This window comes from Syntrophomonas erecta subsp. sporosyntropha, assembly GCF_055395365.1.
Genome location: NZ_AP042459.1, coordinates 2,264,534 through 2,284,780 on the forward strand (window position 1 = coordinate 2,264,534; position 20,247 = coordinate 2,284,780).

The 20,247-nt window shown below is 43.4% G+C and carries 16 protein-coding genes and 1 other RNA gene; 12 read left to right on the forward strand and 5 right to left on the reverse strand.

Going from position 1 to position 20,247, the window contains the following annotated elements; genetic code table 11:
- Window positions 1-75 precede the first annotated feature (75 nt).
- Together ACZ5Q0_RS11100 and ACZ5Q0_RS11105 are read right to left on the reverse strand one after the other, a co-directional pair.
- On the reverse strand, window positions 76-1,911 hold the full coding sequence (locus ACZ5Q0_RS11100; protein WP_446817912.1) for an acyl-CoA dehydrogenase: 1,836 nt from the start codon (window positions 1,909-1,911) through the stop codon (window positions 76-78).
- Window positions 1,912-1,980: 69 nt separating this feature from the next.
- On the reverse strand, window positions 1,981-3,180 hold the full coding sequence (locus ACZ5Q0_RS11105) for a thiolase family protein (protein WP_446817910.1): 1,200 nt from the start codon (window positions 3,178-3,180) through the stop codon (window positions 1,981-1,983).
- Window positions 3,181-4,163: 983 nt separating this feature from the next.
- Between ACZ5Q0_RS11105 and ACZ5Q0_RS11110 the strand changes: the two genes are divergently transcribed.
- Window positions 4,164-4,298 (forward strand): hypothetical protein, encoded by a 135-nt coding sequence (locus ACZ5Q0_RS11110; protein WP_446817909.1) that lies wholly within the window; start codon window positions 4,164-4,166, stop codon window positions 4,296-4,298.
- A 52-nt stretch (window positions 4,299-4,350) separates the two neighbouring features.
- On the opposite strand, the gene rnpB is transcribed toward ACZ5Q0_RS11110, so the two are convergent.
- Window positions 4,351-4,694, reverse strand: an RNA gene (gene rnpB / locus ACZ5Q0_RS11115) — RNase P RNA component class A.
- Window positions 4,695-4,926: 232 nt separating this feature from the next.
- Here rnpB and ACZ5Q0_RS11120 point away from each other — a divergent pair.
- On the forward strand, window positions 4,927-5,256 hold the full coding sequence (locus ACZ5Q0_RS11120; protein ID WP_446817908.1) for a hypothetical protein: 330 nt from the start codon (window positions 4,927-4,929) through the stop codon (window positions 5,254-5,256).
- Window positions 5,257-5,339: 83 nt separating this feature from the next.
- Window positions 5,340-7,148 carry an ASKHA domain-containing protein gene (locus ACZ5Q0_RS11125; RefSeq protein ID WP_447182539.1) on the forward strand — a complete coding sequence of 603 codons (1,809 nt, stop codon included), beginning with the start codon at window positions 5,340-5,342 and terminating at the stop codon, window positions 7,146-7,148.
- A gap of 54 nt (window positions 7,149-7,202) precedes the next feature.
- Here ACZ5Q0_RS11125 and ACZ5Q0_RS11130 read toward each other — a convergent pair whose 3' ends face one another.
- Complete coding sequence (locus ACZ5Q0_RS11130) at window positions 7,203-8,501, reverse strand: DUF1015 domain-containing protein (RefSeq protein ID WP_446817906.1); 1,299 nt, start codon at window positions 8,499-8,501, stop codon at window positions 7,203-7,205.
- 160 nt (window positions 8,502-8,661) lie between these two features.
- Between ACZ5Q0_RS11130 and ACZ5Q0_RS11135 the strand changes: the two genes are divergently transcribed.
- Both ACZ5Q0_RS11135 and ACZ5Q0_RS11140 read left to right on the forward strand, forming a co-directional pair.
- Window positions 8,662-9,423, forward strand: a complete 762-nt coding sequence (locus ACZ5Q0_RS11135) for a histidinol-phosphatase HisJ family protein (protein WP_446817905.1) — start codon at window positions 8,662-8,664, stop codon at window positions 9,421-9,423.
- Window positions 9,424-9,446: 23 nt separating this feature from the next.
- Window positions 9,447-10,460: a sodium:calcium antiporter gene (locus tag ACZ5Q0_RS11140; protein WP_446817904.1), complete on the forward strand. Its 1,014-nt coding sequence runs from the start codon at window positions 9,447-9,449 to the stop codon at window positions 10,458-10,460.
- A gap of 133 nt (window positions 10,461-10,593) precedes the next feature.
- Here ACZ5Q0_RS11140 and ACZ5Q0_RS11145 read toward each other — a convergent pair whose 3' ends face one another.
- The gene (locus tag ACZ5Q0_RS11145; RefSeq protein WP_446817903.1) at window positions 10,594-10,791 is read right to left on the reverse strand and encodes a ribbon-helix-helix protein, CopG family; all 198 of its coding nucleotides are present in this window, start codon (window positions 10,789-10,791) and stop codon (window positions 10,594-10,596) included.
- 393 nt (window positions 10,792-11,184) lie between these two features.
- Here ACZ5Q0_RS11145 and ACZ5Q0_RS11150 point away from each other — a divergent pair, with 393 nt between their 5' ends.
- From ACZ5Q0_RS11150 to gdhA, 7 genes are all read left to right on the forward strand, one after another.
- Window positions 11,185-11,502, forward strand: coding sequence for a transposase (locus tag ACZ5Q0_RS11150; RefSeq protein ID WP_447182485.1), 318 nt, complete (start codon window positions 11,185-11,187; stop codon window positions 11,500-11,502).
- 53 nt (window positions 11,503-11,555) lie between these two features.
- Window positions 11,556-12,422, forward strand: coding sequence for an IS3 family transposase (locus tag ACZ5Q0_RS11155; RefSeq protein WP_464827279.1), 867 nt, complete (start codon window positions 11,556-11,558; stop codon window positions 12,420-12,422).
- Window positions 12,423-12,585: 163 nt separating this feature from the next.
- Window positions 12,586-12,930, forward strand: a complete 345-nt coding sequence (locus ACZ5Q0_RS11160; RefSeq protein WP_446817902.1) for a YlbF/YmcA family competence regulator — start codon at window positions 12,586-12,588, stop codon at window positions 12,928-12,930.
- A 67-nt stretch (window positions 12,931-12,997) separates the two neighbouring features.
- Window positions 12,998-13,546, forward strand: coding sequence for an NADH-quinone oxidoreductase subunit NuoE (gene nuoE / locus ACZ5Q0_RS11165; protein WP_446817901.1), 549 nt, complete (start codon window positions 12,998-13,000; stop codon window positions 13,544-13,546).
- Window positions 13,543-15,306, forward strand: coding sequence for an NADH-ubiquinone oxidoreductase-F iron-sulfur binding region domain-containing protein (locus ACZ5Q0_RS11170; RefSeq protein ID WP_446817900.1), 1,764 nt, complete (start codon window positions 13,543-13,545; stop codon window positions 15,304-15,306). Before nuoE ends, ACZ5Q0_RS11170 begins: the two co-directional genes overlap by 4 nt.
- A 16-nt stretch (window positions 15,307-15,322) precedes the next feature.
- The gene (locus ACZ5Q0_RS11175; RefSeq protein ID WP_447182540.1) at window positions 15,323-18,595 is read left to right on the forward strand and encodes an NAD(P)-binding protein; all 3,273 of its coding nucleotides are present in this window, start codon (window positions 15,323-15,325) and stop codon (window positions 18,593-18,595) included.
- A gap of 148 nt (window positions 18,596-18,743) precedes the next feature.
- The gene (gene gdhA / locus ACZ5Q0_RS11180) at window positions 18,744-20,081 is read left to right on the forward strand and encodes an NADP-specific glutamate dehydrogenase (RefSeq protein ID WP_446817898.1); all 1,338 of its coding nucleotides are present in this window, start codon (window positions 18,744-18,746) and stop codon (window positions 20,079-20,081) included.
- Window positions 20,082-20,247: the final 166 nt, after the last annotated feature.

Sequence of the window (20,247 nt, forward strand, 5' to 3'; positions counted from 1 at the left end):
AATAATTACAAAAGGAGAGGCGATTAAGCCTCTCCTAGTCTTTATGAAAGGACGTTTTAGTAGAATCTCCTGTTTCTAGTAGTCAAATGCCTCCAGCGGTATATCCAGAGCTGAGGTGTCCGCATCTGAGATTACATCGGCAAGATAGCGTACATGGGGCAGCACATTTCTGACATACCAGCGGGCTGTTTCTACTTTACCCTTATAGAAGGCATAGTCGTAATGATCAGGTTCTAATTCCTGTACTTTTTTATTAGCCAGTAAGGCCTGGTCTAACATTAACTGACTGGCCCAGAGCTGGGAAGTGGCGGTCAAAACCCGACGGGAATATAAAGGAATCAGGGCCGGGTTGGATGTTTTCCAGCTGGCCAGGGCTTTAAGGATTTCATCGTAAGATTCCAGGGCGCGAGCTAAATTGTTGAATTCCTTTTCAAAACCGGCCAGGTTTTTGTTGGCTTCACAAAAATCTTTTATATCCTGAATGAAAGCAGCAAATACTGCTCCTTTACCCATATTCATTTTACGGCCTACCAGATCGAGAGACTGTATATAGTTGGTTCCTTCCCAAATGGAGTAAATTTTAATATCACGGGCAATTTGAGCTACCGGGTATTCTTCGCAGTAGCCATAGCCTCCATAAGCCTGAATGGCTTCGCCGCACAGCCACCATCCCTCATCAGTAGGATAAGCCTTACACAATGGGGTTACAACTTCTACAAAGTTTTGGGCCTTCTTTCTTTCCTCTGGATCAGGATCACTTTCCCGTACGTCAAAGTTAAAGAAAGCTTTGGATAACATAGCTCGTATAGCTTCAGTATGAGCCTTACCCATAATCATAGTACGGCGGATATCTTCGTGGTTGATGATAGCGACTCTATCTCCCCGGGGATTAGTGAATGGCCGTCCTTGAATTCTTTCCCGGGCATAGTCACGGACATTGTAGAAGGCGTTCGCAATGCAGGAAAGAGCCATATGCCCGGTTTCCATACGGGCCAGATTCATCATCTGGAACATCTGGGCCATACCTTCACCACGGCCATCATTTTCCAGTGGGTTTTTACCAATTAACCAGCCCCGGCAGCCATTATTATCTCCGAAAGCGAGAGCGGCAGTACAGGAACCATGCTGACCTAGCTTATGTTCGACACCGGTAGTTTCAACATCATTGTCCTCTAAACTGCCATCTTCATTTACCCAATATTTAGGAACTATAAACAGGGAAATGCCGGATGTACCTGGTCGGGCACCTTCTACCCGTGCCAGGTATAGGTGGATAATATTTTCTGAGAAATCATTATCACCACCGGTAATAAATATTTTTTGTCCTTTGATTTTAAAAACTCCAGGATCATCGGTGGGATATGCTTTAGATAAAATATCCCCTACATCTGATCCGGCACTAGGTTCTGTCAGGCACATGGTTCCTGCCCAGGTTCCGTCCATCATCTTGGGCAGGAACATCTGTTTGGTTTTTTCATTACCGAAAGTCTGGATAAGATCGGCGGCACCACTGGTGAGTAGTATATAGGGGAAGAAAGTGGGATTAGCAGCACATAACATCTCCCATATTATCGAATAAAGTAGATGGGGCAGTACTACTGCATTTTCGGAACGATCTATGTTGCTGGTTCCCCAACCTTCCGATTGCAGCATTTTAAATAGAGGTCCAAAAGATGGAGGAAGTATTACTTTACCGTTTTCCATGCGGACTGGATTATTCTCTCCATCGTCATTGGTAGGCTCTACTACTTCTTTGGCCATCTTAAGGATGGGGGCCAGGAAAGAGTTGACATCATCTTTAGAATAGTAGTCGGCAAAACGTGGGTAATTGAAAATCTTTTCTGTAGGGAGCCATTCCTGCAGAATAAATTCAAAATCACGAGTGTTTAGATAAGCAAAGTTACCAGCCATTACTTTCCCTCCTAATTTAGAAAATAGTTTTCCGGCTTCCCGAAATTACCCGGGAAGCCGGAGGTGGAGTTAGATATCCCTCGTCCACAGGGAAGCCATTCCCGGTCCTCCACCTACACAAAGGGAGGCACCACCCAGTGTTAATCCTAGTCGTTCCATTTCGTAGTATAAGGATACGACTATACGCAAGGCGGTACAGCCGACAGGATGACCCAGGGCTATTCCGGAACCATTGTGATTACATTTTTCCATATCCACCTCGATACCGAAATCCTCCTTGAGCATGCGGCCTACTCCCAGGAACTGGGCGGCAAAGGCTTCATTGATCTCCCAGTAATCAATATCTTCGAATTTAAGGCCGGCTAGTTTAAGGGCTTTAGGTATAGCTACTGCTGGTCCTAATCCCATTACTTTAGGATCTACACCTTCAGCAACAATGTTGATCATTTTCAGCAAGGGGGTTACCCCTAGCTCCAGGGCCTTCTGTTTGGACATAACGACTACTGCAGATGCAGCATCATTTATACCCGAAGCATTGGCAGCAGTTACTACACCGCCCTTTTTAAATGCGGATGGTAACTTACCCATAGTTTCAAGGTTGGCATCAGGAATCATGTGCTCATCCGTTTCGTAGATTTTGACTCCCTTTCTAGATTTAATCTCTACCGGTACTACTTCTCGTTTAAATACTCCATTTTTTACCGCCTGGGTAGCCCGTTGGTGACTCATGAGAGCTAATTGATCACATTCTTCTCTGGTAATACCGTATTTTTCAGCTACATTTTCAGCAGTAATTCCCATATGGCCTGGTACCATACTGTCAAAAAGACCGTCATGAAGCATAGCGTCTTCAATAGCCCCTGGACCCATCCTGTATCCCATTCGGGCTTTAGGAAGCATATAGGGGGCATTAGTCATACTTTCGACACCTACTACCAGAGCGATTTCAGTCTTGCCCAGCATAATATTGTTGCAGGCTATTTCTAGGGCTCTCATTCCAGACGCACAATTCTGGTTTACGTTGCAGGCATTACTTCGTACAGGTAGTCCTACTGCCATGGCTACCTGGCGTGCAGGTAGTGATCCGTTCATATGGGGGAATACCTGTCCCATTGCAATTTCATCAATAATGTCGGCAGGAATACCTGCTCTTTGGATAGCTGCATTGGCAGCAGTGATAGCCAGATCTTTGGCTGGTACATCTTTTAAACTACCTTGAAACCTTGCGATTGCAGTTCTACAGGCGCTGACGATTACGACTTCGTTCACCTGTGCAACACTCCTTCCTTACCACATAATTTCCCTTCTTCTTACATCTTTCAGAAGCCCTGTGCTTTAATCTAAAATTGAATCGATGGCTATCGGCATAGCTTTTTTGGATTTGTCAAAATCACTTTTAAACACATGAACACATGGGAAAACTATGACAAATCCTGCATGGAATTTAAGCCTGTTTTGGGACAGGTCATGCTGCTTAGCTTTGCTATATCTAGTTATTAGATGGAATGGTATATTTATGGGCTGCAAAAAAACTTTAGCCGCATGGGGCAAAATATAGTGATTTATATAGGGCTTTTATCACAGTGGCTTCTATAGGGGTTAGTAAAGTCAATCCAACTGGTATAACCGGTGGTTGCTTTACATTTGATTTCTCTAATCTCTAGGGTACCAAGTTATTGAGATTGCTTTAGCATCTCGGTCTATTTACAGGGTTGGGCATGTAAATCAGTAGAGTGAAGACAATGTACCTATTAATCACCCCCCATAAGGTTTGTATTTTGATCAATAAGCAAGAACTATGCCATGGACCTGGAATTTAATAACATTAGATTAGAATTAATTTTTCAAAAACTAGCTTGTAAATACCGTAAAGTGGGGATTATTTGGGAAGGGTTAAGGTGAGTATAAAAATATTTCGAAGGGAAACGATAGGTAATAAAAAAGCCTGCCTCATAAAAATAGGAGACAGGTTTGGTTGAGTAAGCCGAAAGATTTAATCAGGTTGATGCAAAAGTACATTTATGTGTTGCATTATTACAATCTATTAAAATATTCCCATAGTAATATATAGAGAAGCAGGGTGTAAAATGTTGCAATTATGCAATGGAGTCAAAACTAATTATGAAATTGAGGGATTAACCTATAGTTAAATTATGCCAGTAAAGAATGATTTTGAAGCGAATATATTCATGGCTATTACACACACTAAAGTCGGGTTCTAAAATAGATTAAATAATAAGGAGGTTGTATATTTGGGTAGAAGAAATGATAACAAAAACCGTTCTAATGATAACCAACAAAACAACCAGAACCGGAATAATAACCTGGAAAATAGTACCCAGCGCAATGAAAAGTCAAAACGGAACGACAATCGAGACAATCGGTAAAAAACAAGAACCGCTCTAAATGGCTAGGGCGGTTCTTGCCGTTTACATATGTTAAGTAAGTAAATCTATAAGCGGAGTTCTGTATTTGATAGTCATCTATCTGGGATGCCAGTTGCCTGGCAACTCTAGCGACCTTACCCGGGAACGGAACGGGCTATTCCATAGTTCCCCTATTCGGTCTTGCTCCGGGTGGGGTTTACCTAGCCGTTTAGTCACCTAAAAGCTGGTGAGCTCTTACCTCACCGTTCCACCCTTACCCCGAATAAATGATCCGAGGCGGTTTATTTCTGTGGCACTTTCCTTGGGGTCACCCCCACTGGACGTTATCCAGCACCCTGCCCTGTGGAGCTCCGACTTTCCTCAGGCTTTACAGCCTGCGACTATCTGATTTACTTACCTATTATTTTATTATTAAGCATAAACATTATAACGTATAGGCTCCAGCAAGTAAAGGAACCGCCGGGGGGAATTTTTTTGTCATAAATTTAAGGTCTTTGGCAGGAAATCTGCTTTGATTAGAGAATATTACGAAATAGGAGTGGGGATGACTAGATGTTGCATTTCCTTGTTTTGGAAGCAAAAACGGTATACAATATCTAGTAAAAGAAGCCAAGAGGGGGGTGAAAAGGTGTTTACTGTTTTCGGATCGGCTGCTGCAGAGTCTGGAGGACTGTTGGGGAATCCACTAGTATTATTTTTGCTGGTTTTGTTGTCCATTTATATTTTTATTAAATTTTGTTCCTGGGCGAAAAAGTTTCAGCTAACGGCTGGCTTTAAAAAAGCAATTTATATCTTAACCGGCGCAGGGCTAATTGTTTTTAATATACTGTATGCTAAGGGTAATGCCTTAATCCTGGAAACCGGAGACTGGAGTGGTGCTACTACTGCATTATTAGCCTCGTTTGTTTGGGTATTTATATTTGCCTTTGCCCTGATGGCGCAAACCAAATCAGAATAGAACCGGTTTTTTAAAACGGGCGGCTTATGCCGCCTTTCTTATTTATAATACATGGTTATTTTTTTTAGCAGGTGAATTGTTTTATGCTTGAGAAAGTTATAGTTGAAGTAATTGATAATCAAAAAAGGGTAGTGCTTCCGGCTATTATGGGGCAGAACCTATGGGAGATATTAACTAACCATCAAATAAATACGGGAGGAACCTGTGCCGGCCAGGGAACTTGCGGTAAATGTAAAGTGCAGGTGGAAGGTAAAGCTAGTCCCAGAGAAGAAAAGGAAAGAAAATATATGATGGTGGAAGAATGGAATAGGGGTGTCCGATTAGCTTGCCGTTGTACCATAGAAGGTTCGGTGAAAGTCTATATTGAAGATAATGAGTATTTACAGGTAAATCTACCCTTATATACTGATAGTGAAAAAAATGATTTTATAGCCCAGGCAACCTCTTATAATTTTTTTATACCAGGAATGGATAAAGAAAATCCTGTTCCTATTCATCGCAGGCTGTGTCAGGCTTTGGAAGGAAAACAGGTACAGCTTAATCCGGAAAATTTGAACGAACTGGCTCATCTGGATCGGGTGGGAAGACCATCACTGCAATTAAGTGCTCTGATTTTAGATGACTATTATGTACCATGTATAAGTCGTGAGGAACCGTCTGCTTTTGGGGTGGCTATTGATATAGGAACAACTACACTTTTTGCCGCCCTGGTTGATTTAACTACGGGAATTTTGACTGGTGCAAGTACCCAAACTAATATGCAGCGGGTTTATGGAGCTGATGTTATTTCCCGGGTTACTTATTGCTTGGAACATCCTGATGGTCTGCAAGATTTACAGCAGGTTCTAATTAACAATATTAATAGTATGATAAAAGAACTACTGGGAAATTGCAGAGCTAAAACCAACGATATTTATCGGCTGGCTGTGGTGGGTAATCCAGTTATGTTGCATTTACTATTGGGGTTAAAGGTAAACGGTTTTGCTGCTACCCCATACACCGGCCTTTTTATCGATGAATTGCAGGTTAAACCGTATACCTGTGGTATATTAGCCCATCCTAGTGCCAGGATGTACATTCTACCTCAGGCAGGCGGATTTGTAGGGGCAGATACCATAGCTTGCTTACTTACAATTGCTGATAAAATTGACCGTCCCTTTTTACTTATAGACATAGGTACTAATGGGGAAGTGGTAGTTGGTAACAAGGGTTCCTTATGGACAGCTTCTGCTGCTGCGGGACCGGCTTTTGAAGGTGGTAATATAACCTGTGGTATGAGAGCCGGGGAGGGAGCAATAGATCAGGTGAATTTAACCGAAGATGGCAGCTTAATTTGTCATAAGTTGGGGAATGGACCGACCCGGGGTATTTGTGGTTCAGGAGTGGTAGCTTTAACTGCAGCCCTTATTGAGGCGCAATACATAGATCATACGGGTACTTTTCAGGCGGAAGCCCAGGCTAAATTGGAAGTTCGGGAAGGTTATAAAGGGCTAGAGTTAATTCTGAGTAAAGACTTACCAGAAACCCCGGTAATTTTTAATCAGGAGGATATTAGACAGGTGCAGCTAGCCAAAGCTGCTATTCGTACCGCAGTTGATCTTTTACTTGACAAAGCTAATATAGACCCGGGGGAACTGGAAAATATTTTTCTAGCCGGTGCATTTGGGCAATACCTTAACCCTGAACAAGCTGCTCTGATCGGACTTTGGCCCAATATTGAAATTAGTAAGATTCACAGTATAGGTAATGCGGCCGGACATGGTGCTATAATGGCCCTTTTAAATTCTTTCTATCAGGAAAAAGCTCGTGTAATACAATCCCGCCTTCATTATGTTGAACTGGCCTCTGATTCTCAATTTCAGCCTCTTTTTATGCAAAACCTAAATTTTTAGCGGAACAAGGGAAGCAAGGGAACCGTCTCCTTGCTTCCTTACCTTATTCTGGTTTTATTTTATACTGAGATTGTTCAGGATAAGTCCGGTGATGAGTTTGGGGTAGAAATAGGTTGATTTCTGGGGCATTTTATCCCGGGCCTGGGCTACTTTTACGATCTGTTCTACCCGGGTAGCATTAATTAGCAGACCAAGTTGATAATTACCGCTATTTACCTGATCTATTACCCATTGGGCACTACGGCTATAGGCCAAATTATCCTGGTTGCGCCGTTCCTGTTCACCTATACTGAGCATCTGATCCAGAATAAGGTTATCCAGGATAGCTACGTCTAATTCTTTCCAGGCACCGGAACGATCAGCTGGCAATAGTTGACTAGCTGTATTAAAGTCTTTTAATTGCAGCTGGTAAAGCTGGCCTTCCGTGTATAGGCCGAATATATATTCCTCCGAACGGCTTTCTAGCTCAGTCATAAAAGAATTAATATCACCAGTCTGGTAGGTAGTGACCTCAAAAAGATTACCTAACTGGTCAATTAAACGGGAGGGTTTAAAACCCTGAATATTTCCGACTACCCGGTGAGTGGGAAGTACTACCAAACCCGGATCATAGAGATTAACCAGGGTGGCCATGACATAGTCATAACCCGGCGAGCCCTGGTCGGCCATTTCGCGGGCATATTCCAGAGCGGTTTCATAGCGATGGTGTCCATCGGCTATATAGATTTGTTTGTCTTCCATAGTTCTTACTACCTGATCCAGTATATCCGGTTGGCTAATTACCCATATTCTATGGGTTTCTCCAGCTTCATCAATGATGTCTATGTCAGGTAGACGACCTTTAATTTCTTCGGCCAGTAAATGATCAATAAATTTATCCTCATCGGCATATAGGCCAAATATAGAACTGAAATTGGAACTAGTTGAACGCATTAGTTGCAAGCGATCAGCTTTAGGTTTGGAGAGGGTTTCTTCATGGGGTAAAACTGAGCCGGTCTCATAAGGTTCTACTTTTAAGCCGGCTACAATTCCGGTCCTTACCACCCGTTCGGTGCGATGAAAAAATTCCTGTTGGTAAACATATATGGCGGGCTGATCCTCCGGGAGCAGGATTTCTTCTTCCAACCATTTTTCCAGGTATTGTTTGGCTCGGGTATAACGGTTATTAGCCGGGGTATCCTGAGAAAAGGAAAGCCCCAGTTCCAGCCGTATGATGTTAGTCGGATGTTCAGCATAATACCTGGCCTGTGCGACTTCATCTATTACGTCATAGGGTGGGGTTACCACCGAGGCTAAATTACTAATCTTTTCCTTATTATACCGGAGTCCTTTAAATGGAATAATATGTGCCATAAAAGACTTGATTAACCTCCTTTACTTCTATTTACATCTTTTGATTTTATTATAAGCCCGATTTTATTGCAATTACCATATGAATACGCATTTGCTTGATTTACCCTAGCATTAATGCTTAAATGAGATACTAAGGACTCGACAGCTGGAGGGGTTTTTTGTGCTAGTTGATTATCATATACATGTACTGGCCCACGGGGAATATGAGTATTCAGAAGAGTGGTTGGAACAATATTTTAATGAAGCCCGGCGTAAAAATGTAAATGAGATAGGTTTGGCTGATCATGACCAATATGTAAATCAGATCGATTTTCAGGTGATTGAACGGGTGAAAAAAAGATTTACCGATATTCAGGTTAAGGTAGGGTTGGAGGTGGATTATTTTCCAGGTAACATGGAGCATTTCAATAAACTTAAAGCACTACCTTTGGATTATATGATTGGATCAGTTCATGTAATAGATGGGTGGCCTTTTGATCATCCCGATTTTTATAGTGAGTTTGAAGTCCGTTCTATTGATGAAGTTTATCGTCAGTATTTTAATCTTATCGACCAGGCGGCTAAAGAGGGATATTTCAATATTATGGGGCACCTGGATTTGGTTAAAATCTGGGGGCATAGACCCTGCCAATATAGTACTGTGGATTTAGTTATTCCAGTATTAAAAAGTATTAAGGAAGCTGGGTTAACCATAGAAATTAATAGTGCAGGCCTAAGAAAACCGGTAGCGGAGCTATACCCGGCTACGGATATTATTGAACAGATGTATGCCCGGGGCATACCTGTAACTATGGGATCAGATGCGCATCATCCCGAGCAGGTCGCGGAAGAATTAGATAAAGTAGCTCTTTTACTACACCATACCGGTTATCGGAAAATAATGACTTTTAAGCAAAGATGTCCTATAGCAATACCTTTATAATCTAATTGTGAAGGAGATAATGTATGGGAAGTATAGCTATTTTGATTATTAGTCTGGGAGTAATACTGGTGGGAGCAGAGGTTTTTGTTAATGGCATTGAGTGGCTGGGGAAAAAACTTAATCTTTCCGAAGGTGCAGTAGGAAGTGTTTTAGCAGCGGTAGGAACCGCCCTCCCAGAAACTATTATTCCTCTTATAGCTATCATATTCGGCGGCGGGCAGGCCGGTCAGGAAATAGGTATTGGGGCTATCCTGGGAGCACCTCTGATGCTGGCTACCCTGGCTATGTTTGTAACCGGGATATCAGTGATTATTTTTAAGCGGCGCCGCTATCATGGGACTCGTATGGTGGCTGATTATACTATCATGACCAGAGACCTGGGATTTTTCCTGATAGTCTATACCGCTGCCATACTTACCGGGATTCTGCCTCCCCAAATAAGGCACTGGCAGTTAATTATTGCTGGTTTTATGATATTTGCTTATTTTTGGTATGTGTATATAACAGTGACTGAAGAACGGAATGTTGATGAGGATCATTCGCTACCGCCCTGCTATTTTGCGCGTAGTAAGCCTTCCCCTTCTTTGAAAATCATATTAATACAGGTTCTATTTGCTCTAGCCCTAATTATTGTGGGAGCCAATTTGTTTGTATCGGCAGTTACTGAGGTAGCTACTCTGTACAGGGTACCCGCTTTTGTGCTGGCTTTGATTATCACGCCTGTAGCCACCGAATTACCGGAAAAGTTCAACAGTATAATTTGGGTTTCCCGGGAGAAAGATACCCTGGCTTTAGGGAATATAACCGGGGCCATGGTTTTCCAAAGTTCGCTTATACCTGCCCTGGGAATCTTTCTTACCGATTGGCAACTAGGAACCGGAGCGTTAATTTCTGCGATTATTGCGTTGCTATCAGCCGGCCTTATTTATTTTGAGCTGGTGCGGAAAAAACATATCAGTTCCGGTATCCTTATGACAGGAGGTATTTTTTATATGGTATTCATACTGGGAGTTATGCAGGGAATTATTACCTGGTAAAAAAGATACCGGCGGAAAGCATAGCTTATCTAAATATAGGAAATCTGCACTTGCCCGGGAAAGAAAAACAAAAACCCACTCGCATGTGGTATTTTGCGGGTGGGTTAGTCAATAACGGATGTGTCTATAACCCTTAACGATTCTTTTTAGTAATATTTTCGTCTAATCCAATGAGTTGCCCGCCTTTACTTTCAAAATCGCGCCGCCATTCTTCCAGGTATTGTTCGATCAGTTCCCTTACCAAACGTGATTTTGTAGTAGCCCGGTCGGCACAGGCAAAACGTAGTTCCCGGTCAACTTCTTCCGGAACTACCACTGATATATATTTCACTGATCTCCTCCCTCCTCCCTTTTCACAGATTCCTTCCGTACCATCACCTATTATTATTGTATTAGTAAATTGATAACCAGTCGAGTTTGTACCTTAATAATGGGTATCTGGTCTTAGGCAGGGGATCTAAAATTTTCTATAAATCTACTCTGCTAAAAGATAATGTTACTATAACTTTTTTATCAGGAACCTGACTCAATGAAGGTAGTCCGGGTTGTGGTCAAGCAGGGTGTATTCATATGAAAATAAGGCTTAATATAAGATACTATATATTTAGTACTGACTTATACAGCATATGAAAGAGCCGAGGAGATAGACACTTCCTCTTTAGCCCCCTAACCGACTTGGACAAAGTATCTTAATCTGGTACCTTTTAAAACAGGAGGGGGCAATATGCAACGTAAAAGGTACTCACAAGAATTTAAAGATCAGATTGTTAAAGAATCTCTGGAAGTTGGCAATGCCGCTATTGTGGCCCGGAAGAATGATTTATCTGCCAACATGGTCAGTCGTTGGGTTAGAGAACATAAGAATCACAATAGTATTGGAATAGGACCAATCCCTGTTAGAATCGGACCATATAATCAAAGCGCTAAAGCATTGGAATCTGAAAACGAGAAACTTAAAAAGTTGCTGGGCGAAAAAGACCTTGAAATAGCCATTCTTAAGGATCTTGTAAAAAAAACGAACCCACAATTCAAGATAAAGTAGATATATCCAGCAAATGGATATCAAGAGGATATCATAAAACCCTTGTATTGCGATTGGTCGGGCTTAGCCGCTCAACATACTATTACCATTTGAAGCATCCAGTTTCTGCACTTAATCACAGAGGCGGCCACCCGACAACTGCAAGTACCTGCACTAACGATGGCAGATTTGTAAGCAATGAACAGGTTAAAGAATGGCTTTGTGAACTCATCTTCGCTGAAGGAGAATACTATGGTTACCACAAATTAACCTGGGCGCTCAGACGGAAATACCAGCTTATCATCAATAAAAAGAAAGTATATCGTTTGTGTAAAGAACTGGATATATTGAAACCGCAGCGTAAACTTAAAGCAAAGCATCCCAGACGACTGGCACGGAACCATGAAATTACTTCTTCAAATCGTCTGTGGGAAATCGATCTCAAATACGGCTATATTACTGGAGAAAACCGTTTCTTTTATATTCTGCCTATCATAGACGTGTTTGATCGGGTTATTGTGGATTACCACATCGGCCTAAACTGTAATGCTCAGGATGCTGCACGTACTGTACAGGCAGCCATGTTTAAACGTCAGGTATATGGAACCGATGATTTAGTCATCCGAAGTGACAATGGGCCACAGTTTATCAGTCATCATTTTGATGAAAGCTGTATTAAATTCGGCGTTGAACATGAGCGTATTCCTTGTCGTACACCCAATAAAAATGCTCACATTGAATCTTTCAATGCCATCCTAGAAGGAGAATGTCTGAGCAAGCATGAATTCCAAAGTTATGCCGAAGCTTACGATACGGTAAGCCAATTCATAAAAGACTACAACGCAGTGCGGATTCATTCCAGTTTGAAATATCATACTCCAAATGAAGCGTACCACCTGTTACAGCAGAAATCCTTAAAAATCCAGTCTGTAAGGGTATAATAATGATCCTGGCAAAGCCAGTTTATATAAATTTTCAAATTCTAAGTATCAGCCAGACATTAAGAGTTTTTGTACAATATTAGGGGGTCAGTCCGCTTCCTTGACGAGGCTCGCTATAACTGCTAGCGTATAAGCAGAAAAAAGCGTTAGGAGCGTGGCTTTTATGACCAATACCAATCCTTATGATAAGGCCCATGAACTGGCCCGGGCCATTAAAAATAGTCCTGTATATCAGGACTATGTAGCTGCTAAAAACCGGGTGGAATTAAATCCGGCTATAAGTGAGAAGATACTGAGTTTTCGTAACCGTCAATTAGAGATTAATCGGGCCCAATTAATAGGTGAACAGGTATCCCCGGAGAAAGTTTCCGAGGTAGCTAATGAATTTGCCCGTTTAAATACTGACCAGGAGATGGCGGATTTTTTTAGAGCTGAGGCTAATTTTATTCAGATGTTTAATGATGTCCAGGAGATTATACACCAGGCAATAGAAAGTGAACTTAAATAGAAAGGCCTGCCTTTAATATACTTTAAAACAGAAATTAATCCATTATTCCAGGGGAGAGGTGTAGAACATGGTATGTTCCTGCAAGGGTGATCCGGGTCAGGAAAACATTTTTTCCAGTCCTAATGTTGACCTGAGTTTACTGGATAAAGTTATAGCCGGTTACGAAAATCAGGAAGGCAGCTTGATCAGTATATTGCAAAAAACCCAGGATATTTACGGATATCTGCCTAGGCCGGCTTTGGTGCACGTGGCCCAGGCGTTGAAAGTCAAGCCTGCTAAGGTTTACGGGGTGGCCACCTTCTATACCCAGTTCAGGCTTAAACCGGCTGGAAAGTACCTGATTTTGTTATGCCAGGGAACTGCCTGCCATGTAAATGGTGCTGAACATATTGAGAAAGCCTTATGTGAAGAGTTAAAAATAAGGTGTAAAGATACTAGTGATGATCGTTTATTTACCCTAGGTACGGCTGCCTGCCTGGGATGCTGCAGCCTGGCTCCAGTAATGATGATTAACGGTCAGGTGTATGGTCATCTTACTCCTGAAAGTGCGCGCCAGATTATAAGGGATATATATAAAAAGGAACAAAAAAAAAGCGGGGAGGGTGATAGGCGGTGAAGCTGCGTATTGGTATGGGGAGCTGTGGTATTGCTGCTGGAGCTCTGGAGGTCTGGCAGGCACTGCAGGATGTAATAGAACAAGAAAAACTTTCTATTATGATACAGGAGACTGGTTGTATTGGAATGTGCCATTATGAACCCCTTCTCGATGTAGTTTATGAGAACGGTCCTACCTACACTTACGGGATGATTGATGCGGATAAAGCTGTGGAAATTCTCAATCATCACCACTTGTACCAGAATCCCCTGGAAAAATACCTGGTTTCATCCAGTAAAAACCCTAATTCGTTTTTTTTAAAGCAGGTACGAGTTGCCTTGCGCAATTGCGGCATCATTGATCCTAATGTTATGGATGATTACCGACAGGCTGGCGGTTACCAGGCTCTGGAAAAGGTTTTGAAAAGTATGTCTCCTCAGGAGATTATCGAGGAGATAAAGGCATCCGGTTTAAAAGGTCGTGGTGGAGCAGGATTTCCTACTTGGTTTAAATGGCAGGCTACTGGGGAGGAACCGGGAAAAGAAAAATATGTGGTGTGTAATGCGGATGAAGGTGATCCTGGTGCCTTTATGGATCGGAGTATTCTGGAGGGTGATCCCCATTCAGTCTTAGAAGGTATGGTTATTGCTGGATATGCTACTGGGGCTGGTTCGGGAATTATTTATTGCCGGGCTGAGTATCCTCTGGCAATTAAAAGATTAGAAACAGCGATACATCAGGCTCGGGATAACGGCTTTCTTGGAGAGAATATAATGGATAGTAATTTTTCCTTTGCTATAAAGATTAAGCAGGGTGCAGGGGCTTTCGTATGCGGGGAGGAGACGGCCCTGATTGCATCCCTGGAGGGAGAAAGGGGGATGCCAAGGCTTAAGCCACCTTTCCCATCTCAAAAAGGGTACTGGAACCAACCCACCACTATAAATAATGTAGAAACTCTGGCTAACATTCCCTGGATTATCACCCGGGGTGGGGCGGCTTTAGCTAATATGGGTACGGAAGAAAGTAAAGGTACTAAAGTTTTTGCCCTGGCAGGTCGGATAAAAAAAGGCGGACTGGTAGAAGTCCCTATGGGTATGTCCCTTAAAGATATAATATTTGATATAGGTGGGGGAATAAAAGATAACCATTCATTAAAAGCGGTACAACTGGGAGGGCCATCGGGAGGATGTATACCAGCTGAACTGCTTGATATACCAGTTGACTATAAATCAGTTCAGGAAACCGGAGCGATTATGGGTTCCGGGGGTATGATTGTGGTGGATGAAACCACCTGCATGGTTGATCTGGCCCGGTATTTTCTTGACTTTACCCAGAAGGAATCCTGTGGCAAGTGTGTACAGTGTCGTCTAGGTACTAAGCGGATGTTGGAAATACTTAACCGGATTTGTTCAGGCCAGGGGCAAACTGGTGATATTGAATTACTAGAAGAATTAGCCGGGCATATTAAAGAAAGTGCCCTGTGTGGTCTGGGGCAGAGTGCCCCCAACCCGGTGATCACCACTATTAAGTATTTTCGCCATGAGTATGAGGCTCATATAGAAAACAAAACCTGCCCGGCCAGACAATGCCAATCACTTATAAAATACACTATTGATCCGGCCAAATGTAAAGGTTGCGGGTTATGTGTCCGGAAGTGCCCGGTGGATTGCATTAAGGGTGAGAGCCGGCAGCCTTATGTTATTGATCAAGATAAGTGCATAAAGTGTGGTAGCTGTCTAAAAGTTTGCCCGGATAAATTTGCCGCCGTTAACGTGGGGTAAGGGGAGAGGTGTATAAATGATCTGCGTAAATATAGATGGAAGGGAAGTACAAGGGTTTAGGGGGCAAACTATACTGGAGATTGCTCACAACCATCATATTGACATACCCACCCTGTGTCATGACGATAGAGTTGAGACGTATGGTGCTTGTGGGCTGTGTGTAGTGGAAGTTAAGGGAATTAATAATCTGGTACGGGCCTGTGCTACTGAGGCCCGGGACGGTATGATTATATCTACCTGTAATGAAAGGGTAACCAGATCACGCCGCCTAACCCTGGAACTATTATTATCCGATCACAGTGGGGACTGTCGTCCTCCCTGTCTGAAAGCCTGTCCAGCTGAGACGGATTGCCAGGGATATGTAGGGCTTATTGCTAATGGTCAATATCGCGAGGCAGTGGCCCTGATTAAGGAAAAGATCCCCCTGCCGGCCAGTATCGGTCTGGTATGTCCCCATCCCTGTGAACAGGCCTGCCGTAGGCAAATGGTTGATGAACCCCTGGCGATTGCTGCTTTAAAATCTTTTGCCGGGTTAAAGGATCTCGAGGAAGAGCCTTACCAGCCGGAGATAAAAGAAGCTAGTGGTAAAAAGGTGGCCATCATAGGAGCGGGGCCAGCCGGACTTACTGCTGCCTATTTTCTGGCCCGGGAAGGGCACCAGGTAACAGTTTATGAAGCGATGCCCCAGCCCGGAGGTATGCTGCGCTACGGTATACCTGAATACCGGTTACCTAAAGATATTTTGGATCAGGAAATTAACCTTATCAGTGAACTGGGAGTAACTTTTATAACTAATACTCGTATAAACCAGGATATAAGCCTGGATTATCTCCGGAGTTGCTATGATGCTGTATTTATAGGTATTGGTGCCTGGAAGTCTTCCCGGATAAGATGCCAGGGTGAGGATAGCCCAGGGGTACTAGGAGGAATTGATTTCCTGAGGATGGTAGCCCTGTATCAACCGGTGGTTATTGGTCAAAGGGTGGCTGTTGTGGGCGGCGGTAATACGGCCATGGATGCAGCCCGGACAGCAGTAAGGCTAGGGGCTAAAGAAGTCAGAGTCCTTTACCGGCGTACCCGGGCTGAAATGCCCGCCCAGGATATTGAAATCAGGGAAGCAGAGGAAGAAGGGGTTATTTTTAATTTCCTGGTGGCTCCGCTGGAAATAATAAACCATCAGGGTAGAGTTAATGCTATCCGTCTGCAAAAGATGCAGTTAGGGGAGCCGGATGATTCCGGACGGCGCAGTCCTATTCCGGTGGCTGGTGCCGAAGAGGTTATACCGGTTGATACCGTGATTGCTGCTATTGGCCAACAGGTTGATGCCCAAGGATTTACCGGTCTGGAGTTAAGCCGTTGGTGTTCAGTTGATGTTGACCCTAATTCCTATATGACCAGCCTGGAAGGAGTATTTGCAGGCGGAGATGCGGTAACCGGGCCGGGAATTGCGGTTGAGGCCATTGACCAGGGAAGGAAAGCGGCTTTGGCTATTGATGCTTATCTTAAAGGCCAAACTATATCGCCCCGGGTAGAATTTACAGTAGAATTCCAGGTCAGGCCGGAAGATTTTCTCATTCGAGAAAAAATAAGCCGGGTATCCCTGCAGCATGTTGACCCGGAAGTGCGCAAGAAAGACTTCCGGCCGGTAAGTGCTGCTTTTAACGAGCAGCAGGCCATTCGGGAGGCTTTCCGCTGCCTGGAATGTGGCTGTGTAGAATATTTTAATTGTCGTTTGATCAGTTATGCTAATCAATATCAGGTAAATCCACAGTGCCTGGCAGGAGAAAAGCATAACCATCCAGAATCATCTCCTGATCCATTTATAATTAAAGATGGCTCGAAATGTATCCTGTGTGGCCTCTGTGTACGTATCTGTGAGGAGGTAATGGGGATCACTGCTCTGGGAATGGTAAACCGGGGTTTTGATACTAGTATCCAACCTGCGTTAGGGCAACCCCTGCAATCAAGTGGTTGTATAAGTTGTGGACAGTGTGCAGCAGTATGTCCTACTGGTGCACTGACTGAGCAGATGCCGGTGGCTAAAAGCGTACCTCTAGTTATGAAGGAAACGGAAACCACCTGTTACGGGTGTGGCTTAGGATGCCAGGAGATTTTTAGCAGTTGTGGCGGACTTGTATTTAAAGCTGTACCTGGGCGCAATGAAATCCTGTGTTCACGGGGACGGTTTGGCTGGGCAGAAGTAAATCGGGAGCGTATAACTTCCCCTATGGTGCGTAAAAACGGTGATTTGATCCCGGTTACTTGGAAAGAAGCCCTGGATTTTATAGCCGGATCGGTAAGGAATCTGGAAAGTGCTCACAACAATATATTAACCGGGGTATTTATTAGCCCGGATTACACTGTTGAGGAGGCTCAGGTGGCAGCCCAGGTAGTCCGGAAAAGGTTTAGAGAGCTAGTAATGGCTACCTTTACTCCTGATCCATCGGCGGGTTTATTACCTGTGCTGGAAAGGTTTAGCAGCAACCGGCTGGAAGAGATGCTGCAGTGTGATGTGCTGGTCATGCTAGGTTCCTTTAATAATAATCAGGTAGTTCTGGCCAGAGTCCGTCAGGCTGTCCGTAACGGCAGCCGTCTGCTTGTTATCAGTGGGGAGGAAACCCTGGTTGATGATCTGGCTTATATTAAGGTGGATGCAGGTAAGAAGGCTGAAAAACAGGTGTTAGAAAATATAGAACAGGTATTTAGTCAAGCTGGATTGGCCGGCAACGATACTTGTTATGATATAAATTTACCATGTATTGATAGCTCGGATCTAATGGAAATAGCTCAGATCTACACTAAGGCCCATCATGCCATGATAGTTGTGGACGGCTTTGAAATTACTGCAGCAACGGTACAAGCAGCGGCCAGGCTGGCTGTAATTACCGGACATAACGGTACACCTCGCAATGGGATAGTGGTGGTAACCCCGAAGGCCAATCACCGGGGTATATGGCAGGAGGGCTTTATATATAGTGATGATGTCATTCATCAATTAGCATCAGGTGACATGGAAGCGGTATTTGTTTGGGGAGAAGATCCGGTTAGAGATGGCATTATAACAGCTGATCAGCTAAGTAAGTGTAAACTGATAGTAGTTAGTGCCAGCCATCTAAATGCAACGGCAGCTGGTGCTGATATTATCCTGCCCGGTTCTATGCCTATTGAGACTACGGGAACCTTTATCCGTACCGATGGTGTAAAAAGACAGGTTCAGCAGGTGAAAACCCCGCCTTCAGGAAAAGAAAATCGGGTCTGGTTGGCGGAACTAGGAACATTGTTGGGCTAGGTAGGAAAAGGTCACCTGATAAAGCTTAATTTTTGCATACAATATTCATTATATAACCCTATTTACAGGCCATAATAATTGTAACTATAATTTGAAAAGTATAGGTGAAGTAATATTCAGAAGGTATTGTTCCAAAGGAGGAAGTTTGATGTCTTATGTTTCTGATCTCTTGGAAAGAGTGATTAAAAGAAATCCTAATGAAGGAGAGTTTCACCAGGCAGTAAGTGAGGTTTTAGAAACTCTTGAACCGGTAGTTAAAAGGCATCCCGAATATATTGAATCCGGGGTTCTGGAGCGGATGGTAGAGCCAGAAAGGCAGATTATTTTTCGAGTACCCTGGGTAGATGACCAGGGTAAAGTTCAGGTTAATCGCGGCTTTCGGGTTCAGTTTAATAGTGCTATAGGGCCATACAAGGGAGGGTTAAGATTTCATCCTTCTGTAAATGCCAGTATTATAAAATTCCTGGGTTTTGAACAGATTTTTAAAAATTCCCTTACCGGACTTCCTATCGGAGGAGGTAAAGGCGGTAGTGATTTTGACCCGCGGGGAAAATCCAATGGGGAAGTCATGCGCTTTTGTCAGAGTTTCATGACTGAATTATTCCGCCATATTGGGCCGGATACTGATGTTCCGGCCGGGGATATAGGTGTTGGTGCCCGAGAAATTGGGTATATGTATGGGCAGTACAAGAGAATACAAAATGCTTATGAAGGGGTTTTCACCGGTAAAGGACTAACCTGGGGCGGCAGCCTGGGACGTACCGAGGCTACCGGACATGGAGTGGCCTACTTTTTAGAAGAGATGTTAAAAGCTCAGGGACAAAGTGTTGAAGGTAAGACAGTGACTGTCTCCGGATATGGTAATGTAGGAACATATCTTATTGAAAAAATTAACGAGATGGGCGGCAAAGTGGTTACAATTGGTGATGAATTCGGTTATGTTTATGACCCGGATGGCATCCGGGGAGATAAACTGGATTTCTTGATGGATCTTTGGTGTATCCACAGAAAACCAGCCCGGACATTAGCTGATGAATTTGGCCTTAAATGGGTAGAAGGCAAACGTCCCTGGGAAGTGCCCTGTGATATTGCCATTCCCACCGCCACCCAAAACGAGATTGACGAAACTAGTGCCCACCAATTAGTTAAAAATGGATGTATGTGTGTGGCGGAAGCAGCCAATATGCCTAGCACTGCTGGAGCAATCAAGGTTTTTCAGGATAGTAAAATTCTTTTTGCCCCGGCCAAGGCAGCCAATGCCGGTGGAGTAGCAGTATCGGCTCTGGAAATGTCCCAGAATAGTATGAGATACTCCTGGAGTTTTGAGGAAGTTGATAAAAAACTAAAGTCCATCATGACTAATATTTATAGAAAGGCTAGTGAGGCGGCCAATGAATATGGCGTAGAGGGTAACCTTCTGGCGGGAGCCAATATTGCTGGTTTTGTAAAAGTGGCTGATGCTATGCTAGCTCAGGGAGTTGTCTGATCCTTAGCCTATCAAATGCCTATAAAAATTTAAATGCTTAAGGTACCCGGTATATTCATTTAATGAATATACCGGGTTTTTTAATATTTTATATAGGGTCATAAACAATTATTCTGCAAGTAGGTTTTAGTGGCTGATCTAAATTTGAGTTCCAAGGGGAGAAAAA